General features: G+C 71.5%; 12 protein-coding genes. 3 read left to right on the top strand and 9 right to left on the bottom strand.

Annotated elements, in window-relative coordinates:
* The first annotated feature begins 16 nt into the window (after positions 1 to 16).
* Positions 17 to 397: an SSI family serine proteinase inhibitor gene (locus KME79_RS02625; protein ID WP_148030347.1), complete on the top strand. Its 381-nt coding sequence runs from the start codon at positions 17 to 19 to the stop codon at positions 395 to 397.
* A 36-nt stretch (positions 398 to 433) separates the two neighbouring features.
* Here the strand turns inward: KME79_RS02625 and KME79_RS02620 are convergent, their stop codons facing one another.
* On the bottom strand, positions 434 to 1,900 hold the full coding sequence (locus KME79_RS02620) for an amino acid permease (protein WP_219543165.1): 1,467 nt from the start codon (positions 1,898 to 1,900) through the stop codon (positions 434 to 436).
* A 78-nt stretch (positions 1,901 to 1,978) separates the two neighbouring features.
* Positions 1,979 to 3,859 carry a 1-deoxy-D-xylulose-5-phosphate synthase gene (dxs, locus tag KME79_RS02615; RefSeq protein WP_246639193.1) on the bottom strand — a complete coding sequence of 627 codons (1,881 nt, stop codon included), beginning with the start codon at positions 3,857 to 3,859 and terminating at the stop codon, positions 1,979 to 1,981.
* 148 nt (positions 3,860 to 4,007) lie between these two features.
* On the opposite strand from dxs, the gene KME79_RS02610 reads away from it, so the two are divergent.
* Both KME79_RS02610 and KME79_RS02605 read left to right on the top strand, forming a co-directional pair.
* Positions 4,008 to 4,859, top strand: a complete 852-nt coding sequence (locus tag KME79_RS02610) for a neutral zinc metallopeptidase (protein WP_219543163.1) — start codon at positions 4,008 to 4,010, stop codon at positions 4,857 to 4,859.
* 104 nt (positions 4,860 to 4,963) lie between these two features.
* A complete protein-coding gene (locus tag KME79_RS02605) occupies positions 4,964 to 5,743 on the top strand; it encodes a neutral zinc metallopeptidase (RefSeq protein WP_219543162.1) in 780 nt (259 codons plus the stop codon).
* On the opposite strand, the gene KME79_RS02600 is transcribed toward KME79_RS02605, so the two are convergent.
* The 7 genes from KME79_RS02600 to KME79_RS46115 form a co-directional block, all read right to left on the bottom strand.
* Positions 5,740 to 6,975: an ROK family transcriptional regulator gene (locus KME79_RS02600; protein ID WP_219543161.1), complete on the bottom strand. Its 1,236-nt coding sequence runs from the start codon at positions 6,973 to 6,975 to the stop codon at positions 5,740 to 5,742. The genes KME79_RS02605 and KME79_RS02600 overlap by 4 nt on opposite strands.
* 35 nt (positions 6,976 to 7,010) lie before the next feature.
* Positions 7,011 to 8,273: a sugar ABC transporter permease gene (locus KME79_RS02595; protein WP_219543160.1), complete on the bottom strand. Its 1,263-nt coding sequence runs from the start codon at positions 8,271 to 8,273 to the stop codon at positions 7,011 to 7,013.
* Positions 8,270 to 9,022, bottom strand: a complete 753-nt coding sequence (locus KME79_RS02590) for an ATP-binding cassette domain-containing protein (protein WP_148030340.1) — start codon at positions 9,020 to 9,022, stop codon at positions 8,270 to 8,272. The genes KME79_RS02595 and KME79_RS02590 overlap by 4 nt, the downstream gene beginning before the upstream one ends.
* An 80-nt stretch (positions 9,023 to 9,102) precedes the next feature.
* Positions 9,103 to 10,224: a sugar ABC transporter substrate-binding protein gene (locus tag KME79_RS02585; protein WP_219543159.1), complete on the bottom strand. Its 1,122-nt coding sequence runs from the start codon at positions 10,222 to 10,224 to the stop codon at positions 9,103 to 9,105.
* A 163-nt stretch (positions 10,225 to 10,387) separates the two neighbouring features.
* Positions 10,388 to 11,383 carry a CU044_5270 family protein gene (locus tag KME79_RS02580; protein ID WP_219543158.1) on the bottom strand — a complete coding sequence of 332 codons (996 nt, stop codon included), beginning with the start codon at positions 11,381 to 11,383 and terminating at the stop codon, positions 10,388 to 10,390.
* Entirely contained in the window at positions 11,376 to 11,936 is a 561-nt protein-coding gene (locus tag KME79_RS02575; RefSeq protein WP_219543157.1) for an RNA polymerase sigma factor, read from the bottom strand. Before KME79_RS02575 ends, KME79_RS02580 begins: the two co-directional genes overlap by 8 nt.
* Positions 11,937 to 12,056: 120 nt before the next feature.
* Entirely contained in the window at positions 12,057 to 15,257 is a 3,201-nt protein-coding gene (locus tag KME79_RS46115; RefSeq protein ID WP_219543156.1) for a S8 family peptidase, read from the bottom strand.
* Positions 15,258 to 15,281 lie beyond the last annotated feature (24 nt).

Below are 15,281 nucleotides of genomic sequence, written 5' to 3'. Positions count from 1 at the left end.
ACGAAGGGAAAAGATCATGATGAAGGCGTTCGGCGCGATCGCGCTGTGCGGGTCCCTCCTGACGGTCCCGGCCCCGGCGGTCGCGGCAAGCACGCCGGGAGCGGTCCTGCGGATCCTGGTCACGGTGAAGAACGGTCCCACGCGGACGGCCACCCTCACCTGCCGTCCGGCGGGCGGCACCCACCGGTCGGCGAGCGCGGCCTGCAAGCTGCTGGCGCGGGCCGGCGGCGATCCGGCCCGGCTGGTGGGCAGCTCGAAGGCCGCCTGCACGCGCGAGTTCCGGCCCGCCGCCGTGGTCGTGACGGGCCGGTGGCGCGGCGAGCCGATCTCGTTCGGCCGGATGTACTCGAACGCGTGCCTGATGAAGTCGGCAGGCGGGGCGCTCTTCACGCCCTGATCCGCGGGTCTCAGCGGGGGCGGCTCCGGCCGCCCCTCACGACCGCCGGTCGGGCCCGGCCACCATGCTGTGGCGGTAGCCGTACGCGAAGTAGAGCACCGCGCCGATGACCATCCAGATGAGGAACCTGAGCCAGGTCTCGACCGGCAGGTTCAGCATCAGGTAGAGGCAGGCGAGCACCGACAGGATCGGCAGCAGCGGCACCAGCGGCGCCCTGAAGGCCCGCGGGAGGTCCGGACGGGTGCGCCGCAGGATGATCACACCGGCGGACACCACCACGAACGCGAAGAGCGTGCCGATGTTCACCAGCTCGGCCAGCGCGCTCAGGGAGATGAACCCGGCCAGCAGGGCGGCGACCACGCCGACGATCGCGGTGAGCAGCGCGGGCGTGCCGGTCCTCGGGTGGACCTTGGCCAGCGGGCGCGGCAGCAGCCCGTCGCGGCACATGGCGAACAGCACCCGGGTCTGCCCCAGCATGAGGATCATCACCACGGTGGTCAGACCGGCGATCGCGCCGATGCTGATCAGCGCCGCCGCCCAGGGCTGCCCGACCGCGGTGAACGCGTCGGCCAGCGGCGCGGCGGTGCTCAGCTCGGTGTAGGGCTGCATGCCCACCACCACCAGCGAGACCGCCACGTACAGCAGCGTGCAGATCACCAGCGAGCCGAGGATGCCGCGCGGCAGGGCGCGCTGCGGCTCGATGGTCTCCTCCGCGGCGGTGGCCACGATGTCGAAGCCGATGAAGGCGAAGAACACGATGGCCGCGGCGGTGAAGATGCCCAGCACGCCGAACGCCACCGGCGTGATGCCGAAGAGCACCTGGATGAGCGGCGCCTGCACGCCCTCCACCGCCGGGGTCGGCTGCGGCTCGGGGACGAACGGCGTGTAGTTGGCCATGGAGATGAAGAACAGCCCGGCCAGGATCACCAGCAGGACGACCGTGACCTTGATGATCACGATGACCAGGTTGACCCGGGACGACAGCTTGATGCCGGCGATCAGGACCGCGGTGAGGATGAGCACGACGGCCATCGCGGGCACGTCCACCACGGGGTCCTCGCCCGCGATCGACGGGGGCAGGTGCACGCCGGCCGAGGTGAGCAGCGCGTTGAAGTAGCCTGACCAGCCGACGGCGACCACGGCGGCTGCCAGCGCCATCTCCAGCAGCAGGTCCCAGCCGATGATCCAGGCGGGGAACTCGCCCAGCGTGGCGAAGGAGAAGGTGTAGGCCGATCCGGCCACGGGGATCGTGGAGGCGAACTCCGCGTAGCACAGCGCGGCCAGCCCGCACACCACCCCGGCCACCACGAACGAGATCGCCACCGCCGGCCCGGCCATCTCCCTGGCGACCTGACCGGTCAGCACGAAGATGCCGGTGCCGATGATCACACCGATGCCGAAGACCGTCAGGTCGACGGCGGTGAGACGCTTGCGGAGCCGGTGCTCGGGCGCCTCGGTGTCACGGATCGACTGCTCGACACTCTTCGTGCGAAAGATGTCCACGGTCGGTGATCCTTCCCGGGTCCGGGGCGATCATGCGAGGTGCGGAATCTCACGTGAGCGTAACCCGGGAAGGCTCTCCTACGAAGGACTGACGACCTGCGAGCTGCGCTTGGCGACCGCCTCGGTGATCTGGCGGGCGAGGTCCTGGCCGTTGAGCCCGATCCGGCCGAGGATGACGGCCCGCTTGGCGTGGTCGAGGAAGCGCTGCGGGATGCCGAAGTTGCGCACGGGCACGTCGACGTCGGCGTCGCGCAGCAGCCGCGAGACCGCGTCGCCCACGCCGCCGACCCGGCCGTTGTCCTCGACGACGGCGACGAGCCGGCGTCCGGCCGCCGCGCCGATCAGGGCCTCGTCGAGCGGCTTGACCCAGCGCGGGTCGACCACCGTGGCGCTGATGCCCTGCGCGTCGAGGAGGGTGGCGGCCTCCAGGCAGACGTGCGCCATCGGGCCCACGCCGACCAGCAGCACGTCGGGGTCGGAGGTGTCGGGGTCGCGCAGGACGTCCATGCCGCCGAGCTTGCGTACGGGCTCGATCGCCTCGGCGACGGGGCCCTTGGGGAAGCGCAGCACGGTCGGCCCGTCGGTGACGGCCACCGCCTCGCGCAGCAGCTCGGTCAGCCGCTCGCCGTCGCGCGGGACGGCGAGCCGCAGGCCGGGCACGACCTGGAGGATGGAGAGGTCCCACATGCCGTTGTGGCTGGCGCCGTCGTCGCCGGTCACGCCGGCCCGGTCGAGCGCCACGGTGACGGGCAGCCGGTGCAGGGCGACGTCCATGAGGAGCTGGTCGAAGGCGCGGTTGAGGAAGGTGGCGTAGACGGCCACGACCGGGTGGAGTCCGCCCATGGCCAGACCGGCAGCGCTGGTCAGGGCGTGCTGCTCGGCGATGCCGACGTCGTAGGTGCGGTCGGGGAAGGCGTCGGCGAAGCGCGCCAGGCCGGTCGGGTGGAGCATCGCGGCGGTGATCGCGACCACGTCCTCGCGCTCCTTGCCGAGCCGGACCAGCTCGTCGCTGAACACGTCGGTCCAGATGCGGCCCTTGGGCTTCTCGGCGCCGGTGGCGCGGTCGAAGGCGCCCGGCGAGTGGAACTGGTCCTCGTCGTGGTTCTCCGCCGGGCTGTAGCCGCGGCCCTTCTGGGTGAGCGCGTGCACGATGACCGGGCCGCGGAAGCCGCGGGCCCGGCGCAGCGCCGCCTCCATGGCCTGCTCGTCGTGGCCGTCGATGGGGCCGACGTACTTGAGGCCGAGGTCCTCGAACATGACCTGCGGGGCGATGGCGTCCTTGACGCCCTTCTTGAGGCCGTGGAGGGCGTCGTAGAGCACGGGAACGTTCCCGAGCTTCTCCTTCACGAACTCCAGCGCGTCCTCGTAGCGGCGGTCGACGCGCAGCGACGACAGGTGGGAGGCGAGGCCGCCGATGGTCGGCGAGTAGGAGCGCCCGTTGTCGTTGACCACGATGACGACCGGCAGGTCCTTGACGGCGGCGATGTTGTTGAGCGCCTCCCAGGCCATGCCGCCGGTGAGCGCGCCGTCGCCGATCACCGCGACGGCGGTGCGGTCGCGCTCGCCGCGCAGCTTGAACGCCTTGGCCAGGCCGTCGGCGTAGGACAGGGCGGTGGAGGCGTGGGAGTTCTCCACGAAGTCGTGCTCGGACTCGGCCTGGCTGGGGTAGCCCGACAGGCCGCCCTCCTGCTTGAGCGCGCCGAAGCCGGCCACCCGGCCGGTGAGCAGCTTGTGCACGTACGCCTGATGACCGGTGTCCCAGATGACCGGGTCGCGCGGCGAGTCGAAGACGCGGTGGATAGCGATGGTGAGTTCCACCACACCGAGGTTGGGGCCGAGGTGGCCGCCGAAGCGCGCGCACGAGTCGACGAGCAGGTCGCGAATCTCACCCGCCAGCAGCGGCAGGTCTCCCGCCGCGAGCCGTTTGACGTCGTGCGGTCCCTTGATCGAGCCCAGCAACCCGCTCACGGATCCGGCTCCCCTCTGCTCTTGTTCGCCGACTGGGACGAGTCTAGTTCGCCGATGCCGCACTAGACCCATCGACTTAAATCCACCCACATTTGTCAGCTCTTGACCTAGTCTTTGGCACATTATGAACACTCTCCCCATGAAGAAACTGGCGTCACTCACGGCAGCCGGCGTGGTCATCACGCTGGCCGGCACGGGGACGGCGGTCGCACAGACGCACAGCGCACAGCCCGGGGTCCAGCAGGTCACGAGCCGGCCCGCGGCGGCGCAGCAGGTCGCGGCCCTGCAGGCCGCTCCGAAGTCCGCGGCCACGAACAGCCGGCTCTACCGGACCGGCCGCCTGGCCGCCACCAACTGCTCGCCGGGCGAGATCCGGCGGGGCAGCACGGCCGCGTACAAGCGCTTCCTCCAGCGGATGACGAACTGCCTGAACAAGGCGTGGGCCACCCAGTTCCGCAAGGCGAACCTGCGCTTCAGCAAGCCGAGGCTGCGCATCGTCACCAGGAAGGTCAACAACGCCTGCGGGCGCTGGGTCTCGGGCGCCGCCGGCGTGTACTGCAGCGCCGACCGCACCATGTACATGCTGATCACCAAGCGCGAGCTGCGCGACCCGTTCGCGGTCGGCATCGCCCGGCTGATGGCCCACGAGTACGGCCACCACGTCCAGCAGCTGGCCGGCATCTCGAACTACTACTTCCAGGCCAGGCAGCGGGCCAGCCGCTCGGCCCAGCTGCAGCTGTCGCGCCGCCACGAGCTCCAGGCCGAGTGCTTCTCCGCCGTCTTCATGCGGACGATCGCCCACTCGCTGCCGGTTCCCCAGGAGCACTGGGACCACACCGTGAACTGGTTCCGCGAGAACGGCCACAAGGGCTGGGCGCAGAACGACCACGGCAAGGGCCGGAGCCAGGCGGCCTGGATGGAGCGGGGCTACAACTCCGCGCAGCCGGGCTCCTGCAACACCTGGAAGGCGTCCTCCAGGGCGGTCGCCTGACGTCCTGACACACGGCCGCGTCACCGGGCGCGGCCGTGCCTTCCGCGGCCGAATGCCAAGGTTGCGTAAACAAAACACCATGAACTGGTCTAAGATCCGCGATCGTGCGTATTCCCCTTATCGCAGTGGCGTCCTGCATGATCGCGGGTCTGGGCCTCACGGGTACGGCGAGCAGCGCGGCGGCCGCGAGCACCACCGCGACCGCCGCGCTGCCGGCCGTCCTCACCAAGAACAAGATCTACCGGTCGGGCACCGCGGCCCCCATGTCCTGCGCGACCTCCGAGGTCAGGCCGGGCAGCGCCGCCTCGGTGAAGAGGTTCCAGCAGGAGCTGGCCCGGTGCGCCAACCGCTTCTGGGCCGCCCGGTTCAAGGCCGCGGGCCTGCGCTACAGCCCGCCCAAGCTGCAGATCACGACCGGAAGCCGCTCGGTCTGCGGGAAGATCACCACCAACGGCGCGCAGTACTGCCCGCAGCAGCGCACCGTCGCGATCCGGATCATGAAGCGTGACCTGCGCGACCAGATCAAGCTGAACCTCGCGCACTCGGTCGCGCACGAGTGGGGCCACCACGTACAGGAGCTCACCGGCATCCTGGACGCGCAGAACACGCTCTACTGGCGCTCCGGCAAGACCCGGCGCGCGGCGCTGAGCCGCCGGCTGGAGATGCAGGCCGAGTGCTTCGCCGGCGTGTTCTACCGGTCCACGCTCGACACGCTCAACTCCGACATCACCTGGGCGCAGTGGATCGACGGGGTGAAGCGGAGCCGCGAGAGCGAGATCCACGGCAAGCCGCGCAACCTCGCCTACTGGCAGGACCGCGGCTACGACGCCGGCTCGGCCGGCGCCTGCAACACCTGGACGGCGCCGAACGCGCGGGTCGCCTAGCCGCCCGCCCTGGCCAGCACCTCCAGCGGGTCCGCGAGGACGTGGGCGAAGGCCAGCTCGGCCGCGCCCACCAGCGTCGCGTCGTCGGCCAGTGCCGAGGTGCGCAGCCGCAGCCGCTCGCGCTGGGGGGTCATGGCGTGCAGGGTCAGCTGGCTGCGCACCCGCGCCGCCGAGCCGAGGTAGATCTCCCTCAGCATGCCGCCGAAGATGACCATCTCCGGGTTGAAGATGTTGATCAGGTTGGCGACGCCCAGGCCGAGCCAGTCGCCGACCCGCTTGAGCGCCTCCTGGGCCACGATGTCGCCCCGGTCGGCGGCGTCGACGACGGCGCGCACCGCCTCCCGGCCGTGCTTGCCCTGCTGGGCGTCCCCGTTCTGGTCCGCCTTGGCCCGGCCCGCCGCCTCCAGCAGCGCCCGCTCCCCCACCTCGGCCTCCAGGCAGCCGTGCGAGCCGCAGCCGCACGCCCGGCCGCCGGGGTTGACGACCATGTGGCCGACCTCGCCGCCGTAGCCGTCGTGGCCGCCGAGCAGGTGGCCGCCCGCGATGATGCCGCCGCCGATGCCGACGTCGCCGTGCAGGTAGATGAGGTCCTTGACGGACACGCCCAGGCCGCGGCTGTGCTCGGCCAGCGCGCCCAGGTTGGCGTCGTTGCCCACGCTCACCGGCAGGCCGAGGCCGAGCCTGCGGCCCAGTTCCTCACCGAACGGCACCTCCTGGTGAGGTTTCATCAGGTTGGGGCCGAAGGTGATGACGCCGTCGCCCTTGCGCACCCCGCCGGCCACGGCCGCGGCGGCGCCCACGCACACGGTGTCGGGCCTGGTCTTGCGTCGCATCTGCCGGGCGAACCCGGCCAGCGCGCCGACCAGCTCCGGCAGCTCGAACGGGCCGCGCCGGCGTGGCAGCTCCCGCCGGTCGAGGATCACCCCGCCCAGCCCGACGCGGGCGGCCACCAGCCGGTCGGGCCCCACGTCGAACGCGAACACGTACACCCGCGACGACTCGGGACGGACCACCAGGGAGGGCCGCCCGGCGCGGCCGGTCTCGCGCGGCAGCTCCTCGCGTACCAGCCCGGCCGCCGTCAGGTCGGAGGTGAGCGCCATGATGGTGCTGCGGTTGAGCCCCATCCTGGAGGTGAGCTCGGCGCGCGAGATCGGCCCGCCCAGATGGACATGACGCAGCAGCGCGCCGAGGTTGTGGCGCCTGATGTCCTCCTGGGACGGACCGGCACGCATAGGCTGTGGTTCCTTCAACGGGTGGAAGTCGCTGATCACCTTAGACCAGCGGCGGAGGCCCGTTTGCGCGCGATGGCGTCCACGCCCGCGGCGAGCAGCAGCACCGATCCGGTGACCAGATACTTCACACTCGCTCCGTACCCCATCAGGCCCATCCCGTTCTCGATGACCGCCACCACGGCGCCGCCGAGTATGGCGTCGAGCACCCTGCCCTTGCCGCCGAACAGGCTGGTCCCGCCGATGACGGCGGCGCCCACCGCGTAGAGCAGCACCGAGCTGCCGCCGGTGTTCGGGTCGACGGAGCTGGCCCGCGAGGCGGCGATGATGCCGCCGACCGCGGCCATCGAGGAGCAGATGACGAACGCGGCGACCTTGATCCGGTCCACCGGGATGCCGGCCCTGCGGGCCGCCTCCGGGTTCCCGCCGACCGCGTAGATGTGCCGGCCGAACGCGGTACGGTGCAGCACGAACGTCCACAGCACCAGCAGCGCCAGGATGATCGGCACCACGATCGGCACACCGGTCAGCGAGGTGAGCAGCGGGTTGCGGCTGCGCTCCAGGTTGAGCACGTACACCGCGAGGCCGCCGATGACCACGAGCGCCCCCACCCGGGCGGCGATCAGCGACATCGGGTCGGCCACCAGGCCGCGCGTGGTGCGCTTCCTGGCCCGGAGGAGCTGGATGCCCGCGTAGACCGCCACGCAGACCGCGAACAGGGCCCAGCCGAGCCACGGCGGCAGGTTCCTGGTGGCGATCGCGACGATCACGTCGTCCCTGATCGAGATGTTCGTGCCTTCCCTGACCAGCACCAGCACCAGGCCCTGGAAGGCGAGGAACGCGGCCAGCGTGACCACGAACGACGGGATGCCCACCTTGGCCACCAGGCCGCCGAGCGTGACGCCGATGACCACGCCGGTGACGATCGCGGCCAGCACGCAGACGTACCAGGGCAGGCCCAGGCTGGTGAGCGTCACCGCGAGCACCGCCGCGCAGACGCCGCTGGCGAACCCGGCCGACAGGTCGATCTCGCCGACGAGCAGCACGAACACCAGGCCCATCGCGATGACCGTGATCGCGGCGCCCTGGGTGAACAGGTTGGCGAAGTTGATCGCCGTGAGGAAGGCCGGCCGGGCGACGGCGAACACCGTGCAGAGCACGATCAGCCCGAGCACCGCGGGCAGCGCGCCCATGTCCCCGCCGCGCACCCGCTCGGCGTAGGCGCGGACGCTGAGGCCGATCGACGGCGACGTCTTCGCGGCGGCGATCGCGTCGCCGGGCAGTTCTTTGACCTTGTTCATTGCGTGATCCCCAGGTCTCCGCTGCGGCCGGATGTGATCAGTTCGACGACCTGCGCGTGAGTCACGTCGGCGGTGCGGACCTGGGCGGCCATCCTGCCGAGGTAGAGGGCCGCGATCCTGTCGGACACCGCGAACACGTCGTTCATGTTGTGCGAGATGAGCACGACGGCCAGGCCCTTGTCGGCCAGCCTCCGCACCAGTTCGAGCACCTGCGCGGTCTGGGCGACGCCCAGCGCGGCGGTGGGCTCGTCGAGGATGACGACCTTGCTGTTCCACAGCACGGCCTTGGCGATGGCGACGGTCTGGCGCTGGCCGCCGGACAGGCTGGAGACCTGCTGCCTGATCGACTTGACCGTGCGGACCGACAGGCCGGTGAGCGTCTCCTGGGCCTGTTCCTCCATCGCGGCCTCGTCCAGCATGATGCCGCGGCGGCGTTCGCGGCCGAGGAACATGTTCTGGACGATGTCGAGGTTGTCGCAGAGCGCCAGGTCCTGGTAGACGATCTCGATGCCGAGCGCCGCCGCGTCGCGCGGGCCGTGCACGTGCACCGGCTTGCCGTCGAACAGGATCTCGCCCGAGTCGATCGGGTAGATGCCGCCGATGCACTTGACCAGCGTCGACTTGCCGGCGCCGTTGTCGCCGACCAGTGCGGTCACCTCTCCGGCGTTGGCCGAGAACGCCACGTCGTGCAGGACTTGCACGGGACCGAAGCTTTTGTCGATCCCGCGGACTTCGAGCAGGGGGGTCATGGGGCTCCCTCACGAGGGGCACGGCCCGCGCCCCTGAGCGCGAGCCGTGCCTTCTACCGGTTCTACGAGGTGCCTGGTTGTTACTGGATTCCCGCCTCGGTGCACTTGTCGGCGAAGTCGCCGGTGCACAGCTCTTCCTTGGTCACGTAACCGTCGGCCACCACGTCCTTGACGTTCTCGGCGTAGATGGCCTGCGGGTCCAGCAGCTCGGCGGGGACGTCCTGGCCCGTCTCCGGGTCCTTGACGCTGCCGCTCGCGGCCGGCTTCTCGCCCTTGGCCAGCGCGACCGCGAGCTTGGCGGCGGCGTCGGCCTCCTTCTTGACGGCCTTGTAGACGGTCATGCACTGGTCGCCCGCGAGGATGTTCTGCAGGCCCTGCACGGTGGCGTCCTGGCCCGTGACCGGCACCTTGCCGTTGAGGTTGTTCTTCTTCAGCACGGTGATGGCCGCGTTGCCGAGGCCGTCGTTGGCGGAGAGCACGCCGGCGATCTTCGGCTCGCTGGTGAGCATCTGCTCGAAGAGGGTGCCGGCCTGCGTGTTGTCCCAGTCGGGCACGGACTGCTCGGGACCCTTGACGTACTCGCCGGAGTCGAACTTCGGCTTGAGCACGCCGTCGTAGCCCTGCTTGAACAGCGTCGCGTTGTTGTCGGTCGGCGAGCCGTTCAGGTAGGCCACGATGGGCTTCTCCGCGCCCTTGTCGGCCAGGCACTTCGACAGGCCCTCGCCCTGGAGCTGGCCCACCTTCTCGTTGTCGAAGCTGACGTAGTAGGCGGCGTTGCCGCCCAGCGTCAGGCGGTCGTAGTCGATGGTGGCCACGCCCTGCGACCTGGCCTTGTCGATCACGGTCTTGCCGGTGCCGCTGTCCAGGTTGACGATCATCAGGACGGTGGCGCCGTTCGTGATCATCTGGTCGGCGATGGTCTGGAACGCGGTCTTGTCGTTCTGCGCGTTCTGGATGTCGTACTCGACGCCGGCGGCCTCGAAGGCCTCCTGCAGGTACTTCCGGTCGGCCGTCTCCCAGCGTGCGGACGACTTGCTGTCGGGCAGGATGACGCCGATCTTGCCTGCGGCCGGCTGTGAAGCCTCCGCCGAAGCCTCTGCCGAGGTCGTCGTGGAGGTCTGACCGCCGTCGCCCCCGCAGGCGGTGAGACCGAGAGTTAGTGCGGCCGCCGCGGCGGTCAGACTGAGGATCCCCTTGCGCATGGGTGCAGGGTCCTTTCTTCCGGAGGGGCCCGGATGAATGTTGTTTGCGGCAACGTATTCCGGTACAGCCTGCTTTGGAAGACCTCTCGGAGGGGTAGTTTGTTGTTTCCGGTAACAATCCAGAAACGCCATGGACGCCGGATCGACACCTCGGCCCAGGTCGTCACCCGGTCGTGGGGGGCGCGGGCTCGGCGTCGGTCCAGCCCGAGGCGAGGACCACCTCCGTCCTGTCTCCCTTGCCCGGTGCGCCGGTGACCTCGTAGGCGAGCACCATCGACGTGCCTGGATCGACGATCAGCCGGCCGCGGGTGGGCTGGTCGTGCTGGAGCGGGAACGAGACCGACACGCCCGGCCTGCCCGTGGGGTCCTCCGCGCCCTCCTCGACGGTCACCCGCGGCAGCGTCGCCAGCGCCCGGTAGGCGGCCGCCCGCACCTCGGGGGCGGCGGGCAGCTCGTACAGCAGCGTGGCCAGCGTGGTCGGCACCACGTCGGAGACGGAGCCCTCCTCGACGCCGTCCGCGCGGATCACGCGGCGGGCCCGCTCGGTCAGCGCCGCCGGGTCTGTCGGCAGCTCCGCCAGCTGCGCCGGCGTCAGGTCCTCGCCGCCGAACCGGAACGATCCCCCTCCCGCCACCTCCGTCAGCCGGCCCTCGCCGGGGGTGGTCGAGTGGACGCCGTCCCCCGCCTTCCACTCCGTCGGCGCGCCGTCGCGCCGCCAGGCCGCCTCGTCGAGCGGCCGCGCGGCCAGTCGCTTGTGCCCGGACCAGACCCGCCCGTCCGTGGATACCCACTGCTCGGCCAGGTTGGAGGTCTCCAGCCGGTACGTGTTGCCCCCGCTGCCGTACAGCTTGTCCCAGCGCATCGTGTACAGCCGCTTGACGTGCCAGTACGAGCCCGTCGGCGCCGCCTCGGCCATGGTCGCGGCGGTCAGCAGGATCGGGTTCCCGGAGAACGTGTCCCGGGTCGCGTGGGTTCCCAGGTTCGGCACGACGATCGCCGCGCCCAGCGCCATGGCCGCCGCGAGCCCGGCGACGCCGGCCTTCCACGGCACGCGCCTCCTGGTCCTCGCCTGTAGACGCGCCTCCACCCGTCCCCTGGCGAACGGGTCCGCGGGCGGGTCGCCGTACAGCTCGCGCACCAGCGCGCTCAGGTCATCCATGGTCGGCCTCCATCGGGTTGGCGTCGCCGAGGGCGGCGCGGAGCTTGGCTCTGGCCCGGCTCAGCCGTGAGCCGACCGTGCCGTACGAGATGCCGAGCGCGGCGGCGATCTCCTGGTGGGACAGTCCGGCGAGGGCCATGAGGAGCAGGACGTCGCGCTCGCCCCGGCCGAGCGAGGCGATGGCGGCGGCCAGCGCCGGCCGCAGGCTCTGCGCGCTGACCCGGTCGGCCACGCGCTCCTCCGGCCCGGGGACGTTCCCGCCCGCCCCGTGCCGCTGCCGCGCCCGGAGCCCTCTGACCTCCGCCCGCCGATGTTTGCTGACCAGGTTGGTGGCGATGCCGTACAGCCAGGTGCGGACGGCCGCCCGTGCGGGGTCGTACCGGGCCTGTTTGCGGAACGCGACCAGGAACGTCTCGGCCACCACGTCCTCGGCCTGGGCGGGCCCGAGGCGGTGGGAGACGTACCTGAACAGCTCGTCGAAATGGGCGTCGAAGACGCCGGGGAAGTCGTCCAGCGACTCGTCCGGCGGTCGTTCGATTCGCGCGGCTGTCATCGAGAGCCTTTCGAGTGAAAGTACCGGTCGCGGGTGTATCACCCGATGACCGCGAGGCCTTTCCCCGGGAGGGGCGCGCCGGCCGGTGGGGGATCCCGCACCGGCCGGCGGCCTTCGCTGTCAGCTTGCCGCGGAGGCGATCCGGTACGCCCGGATCACGGTCTGCTCGACGGAGTTGCCGGAGGTGTCCGTCGACGTGGCCCGCAGCGACACGAACCCGTCACCGTCCGGGTGGCGCAGCACGATCCTCGACCGCGCGACCTTCGCCTTCGACCAGGTGGCCCCGTCGTCGTAGGAGACCTCCACGGACAGGTCCCGCGCGCGGCCCGCCGTGCTGCCGGGCAGCGGGCGCACGCTGACCGGGACCGTGAAGGACCGACCGGCCGGTGCGGTGTTCCACGCGTCGAGCTCGGGAGTGAAGCTCACCACGGACACCGGCAGCCGGGTCAGCGCGTCCGTGCCGCCGGACCGGAAGGTCCAGGCCACGGAGACGCGCGTGGACAGGGTCGCCGGAGCCCCCCGCTCCGCCTCGGCGACCAGCCGGTACGCCGCCCGCCCCGCGGGCACGGGGAAGTCCGCGGTCAGCGACGGCGCCTCGCCGGCGAGCACGCCGTCGCGGTAGAGGGTGGTCTTCCCGGTGGCCCGCGACGAGGAGCCGAGCGAGCCCCGCCCGTCGCCGAACATCCGCGGATCGGCCGAGATGACGTCGCCGGTGCGGCTGACGCTGTCGCCGTGCTGGTCCCCGGACGGCAGGGAAGGACCGAACACGCCCCGGTTCCAGTGCTCGGTGGTGACCCGGCCCGCCCGGTAGTGCGTGAACCCGGACTCGAACAGGTTGAGCCGCCCGTCAGCGCCATACTCGTACAGCAGGTGCTGCCAGCGGACGCCCTCGTCGGTGTTGACGTGTACGGTCCGCACCGAGGGGGTGGTGAACCAGGTCCCGCCGAGGTAGGAAGGGATGCTGCCGTCGCGTGGCCAGGCCCGGCCGGGCGCCAGGGCTTCCGCGTCAGGCAGGTGACCGGCGTAGTCCATGCGGATGGTCGCCAGCTTCCCGGGGTCCACCGACCGTTCGAAGCCCGTCACCATCCGCCCCGGCTGAAACCAGGCCGCCCGGTAGACGTCCGTGCCCGCCGTCCATTCTCCCGCCACTTCGGTCAGCAGGCCGTCGTACTCGCGGTCGGGCCCGAGCTGGGCGGTGAAACGCCGGTCGAACCCTCTGCCGACCCATCCCCTGGCCGACGGGCCGTCGGCACCCCGCCACTGGTGGACGACCTGGCTGAGATCCGGTGTCGCGTCGGCTCTCGGTGGGGTCACCTTGAGCGGTCTGCCGAGCCTGGCATCGGCCTCGACCGTCCGGTCCTGGTCCAGCACCAGCTCGGGCTGGACGAGCAGGGTGACGCCCGCGTCGTCCAGGACGACGGTGTCGACCTGCCACCTGCCCTTGGGCAACCGCATGACGAGGCTGCTCTGCCCGCCGAACACCACGATCGACGGGTCGGCGGCGTCCAGCCGCCTGATCGACATCTCGAAGTCGCCGGTGGCGGCGCCGGCCCGGTCGGTGTGGCGCACGGTCAGGTCGTAGCTCTCGACTTCCTTCTCCACGCCGATCGGCGTGCTCACGCTCACCCCGCCGGGCCCCGTGGCCACGACGTAGCCGCCCAGCAGTCCGTCGGGCACGTCGGCGCCACGGGTGTCGGCGACGACGGTCGCCTCGGCCTGCCCGCCGGCGGGCACGGTGAGCGTGCCGGGGCTGACCGTGAAGGCCGCACTCGCCCTGGCTTCCAGGGTGAGCGTGATGGGCGTCGTGAGCGAGTTGCGGTAGACCAGCTTCCTGGCGATCGGCTGGTCGTCGTCGTGCGGCCACGCCTGGATGCCGAACCCCAGGCCTGGCGGCTGCGCCGTCACGGCCTGTGCCGTCGCGCGGGCCGCGTTCACCCGGCCCGCTCCCTGGACGAAGACGCCGGCCTCCGGGTGCGGCTCGGCCGAGGCCATCAGCGCGGCCTTGAGCAGGTCGCCCTTCCACTCCGGGTGCTGCCCCGCGAGCAGCGCCGCGCTGCCCGCCACGTGCGGCGTGGCCATCGAGGTGCCGGTCAGGGCGACGTAGGAGCCGGTGCCGGGGCTGTCCTGCGCCCGCGCGGCCGTGATGTCCACGCCGGGAGCGGTGATGTCCGGTTTGAGCCCGCCGTCGCCCGGCACGGGCCCCCTGTTGGAGAAGTCGGCCGGCTCGTCCGACTTGTCGACCGCGCCCACGGCCAGGGCGGCGTCCGCCGTGGCCGGGGTGCTGACCCGGCGTTCCATCCCCCCGTTGCCGGCGGCGACCACGAAGAGGGTGCCGTACTGGTCGCTGAGGGCCTCGACCGCCTGCTCCAGCGGGTCCTCCTCCGGCGTGTCCTGACCGCCGAGGCTCATGTTCACCACCCGGGCGCCCTGCTCCGCCGCCCACTGCATGCCGGCCAGGATCGCCGAGTCCTTGCAGAAGCCCATCGCGCCGCACACCCTGCCGTCCAGCAACGTGACGCCCGGGGCCACGCCGCGGTGGCTCCCGCCGGATGCCGCGCCGCTCCCGGCGATGGTGGAGGCCACGTGGGTGCCGTGCCCGACGGGGTCCCGCTCGGCGGGCTCGTCGGTGAAGTCCTTCCTGCCGCTCACCTTGCCGGCCAGGTCGGGGTGGGCGGCGTCGATCCCGGTGTCGAGCACCGCGACCTTGACCCCTTCCCCGGTGAAGCCCCTGGCCCAGGCCTCGGGCGCGCCGATCTGCGGGACGCTGGTGTCCAGCGACACCTTGCGCAGCCCGTCCAGCCACACCTTGGCCTTGCCGCTTCGCAGGAGCCCCGCTCCCCCGGCGTCCTCCTGGGTGAGGTCCGTCCAGAAACGGGTGGCGTGCGCCCGCTCCGCCCGCACCGTGAACCCGCCGATCGCGGGGAGCGCCGTGCCGGCCATGGTCCGGGGCTGAGCGGCCCCGGTGACGATGAGGGGGAGGTCCTTCCGCCGGTCGTCGTAGCCGTACTCCAGCAGGGTGGTCACGTCGAACAGCCGGGCGTCCAGCCGCCCGGCCTTGAGCAGCGGCATCGCGTCGCTCGGGACGACGCGCAGACGCCCGCGGCTCTCGTCGGTGAGGAAGGTGATCCCCTTCCTCCCTTCGCCGGCCTCGATCACCGCGCCGCGTTCCCCGGTGACGGTGACCCGGTCACCGCTGATGAGCGTGACGGTCCGCGGGACCGAGGCGGGCGGCCCCGTCACGGGGGACGGCGACGCGGCGACGGCCGGTCCCGGGGTGAGCAGCGCGGTGACGAGCAGTAACGCCCCGGCTCTCTTTCTCATGCGCATGAATGCTCCAGATCGACG

Source organism: Nonomuraea harbinensis, assembly GCF_019396385.1.
Classification (GTDB): domain Bacteria; phylum Actinomycetota; class Actinomycetes; order Streptosporangiales; family Streptosporangiaceae; genus Nonomuraea; species Nonomuraea ferruginea.
This window is presented reverse-complemented; position numbering and strand designations above follow the sequence as displayed.

Excerpts from the sequence above, each read along its gene's own strand:
- KME79_RS02595 (WP_219543160.1), bottom strand. The coding sequence starts at position 8,273 with ATGAACAAGGTCAAAGAACTGCCCGGCGACGCGATCGCCGCCGCGAAG.
- KME79_RS02625 (WP_148030347.1), top strand. The coding sequence starts at position 17 with ATGATGAAGGCGTTCGGCGCGATCGCGCTGTGCGGGTCCCTCCTGACG.
- KME79_RS02610 (WP_219543163.1), top strand. The coding sequence starts at position 4,008 with ATGAAGAAACTGGCGTCACTCACGGCAGCCGGCGTGGTCATCACGCTG.
- KME79_RS02575 (WP_219543157.1), bottom strand. The coding sequence starts at position 11,936 with ATGACAGCCGCGCGAATCGAACGACCGCCGGACGAGTCGCTGGACGAC.
- KME79_RS02585 (WP_219543159.1), bottom strand. The coding sequence starts at position 10,224 with ATGCGCAAGGGGATCCTCAGTCTGACCGCCGCGGCGGCCGCACTAACT.
- KME79_RS02600 (WP_219543161.1), bottom strand. The coding sequence starts at position 6,975 with ATGCGTGCCGGTCCGTCCCAGGAGGACATCAGGCGCCACAACCTCGGC.
- KME79_RS46115 (WP_219543156.1), bottom strand. The coding sequence starts at position 15,257 with ATGAGAAAGAGAGCCGGGGCGTTACTGCTCGTCACCGCGCTGCTCACC.
- KME79_RS02590 (WP_148030340.1), bottom strand. The coding sequence starts at position 9,022 with ATGACCCCCCTGCTCGAAGTCCGCGGGATCGACAAAAGCTTCGGTCCC.
- KME79_RS02580 (WP_219543158.1), bottom strand. The coding sequence starts at position 11,383 with ATGGATGACCTGAGCGCGCTGGTGCGCGAGCTGTACGGCGACCCGCCC.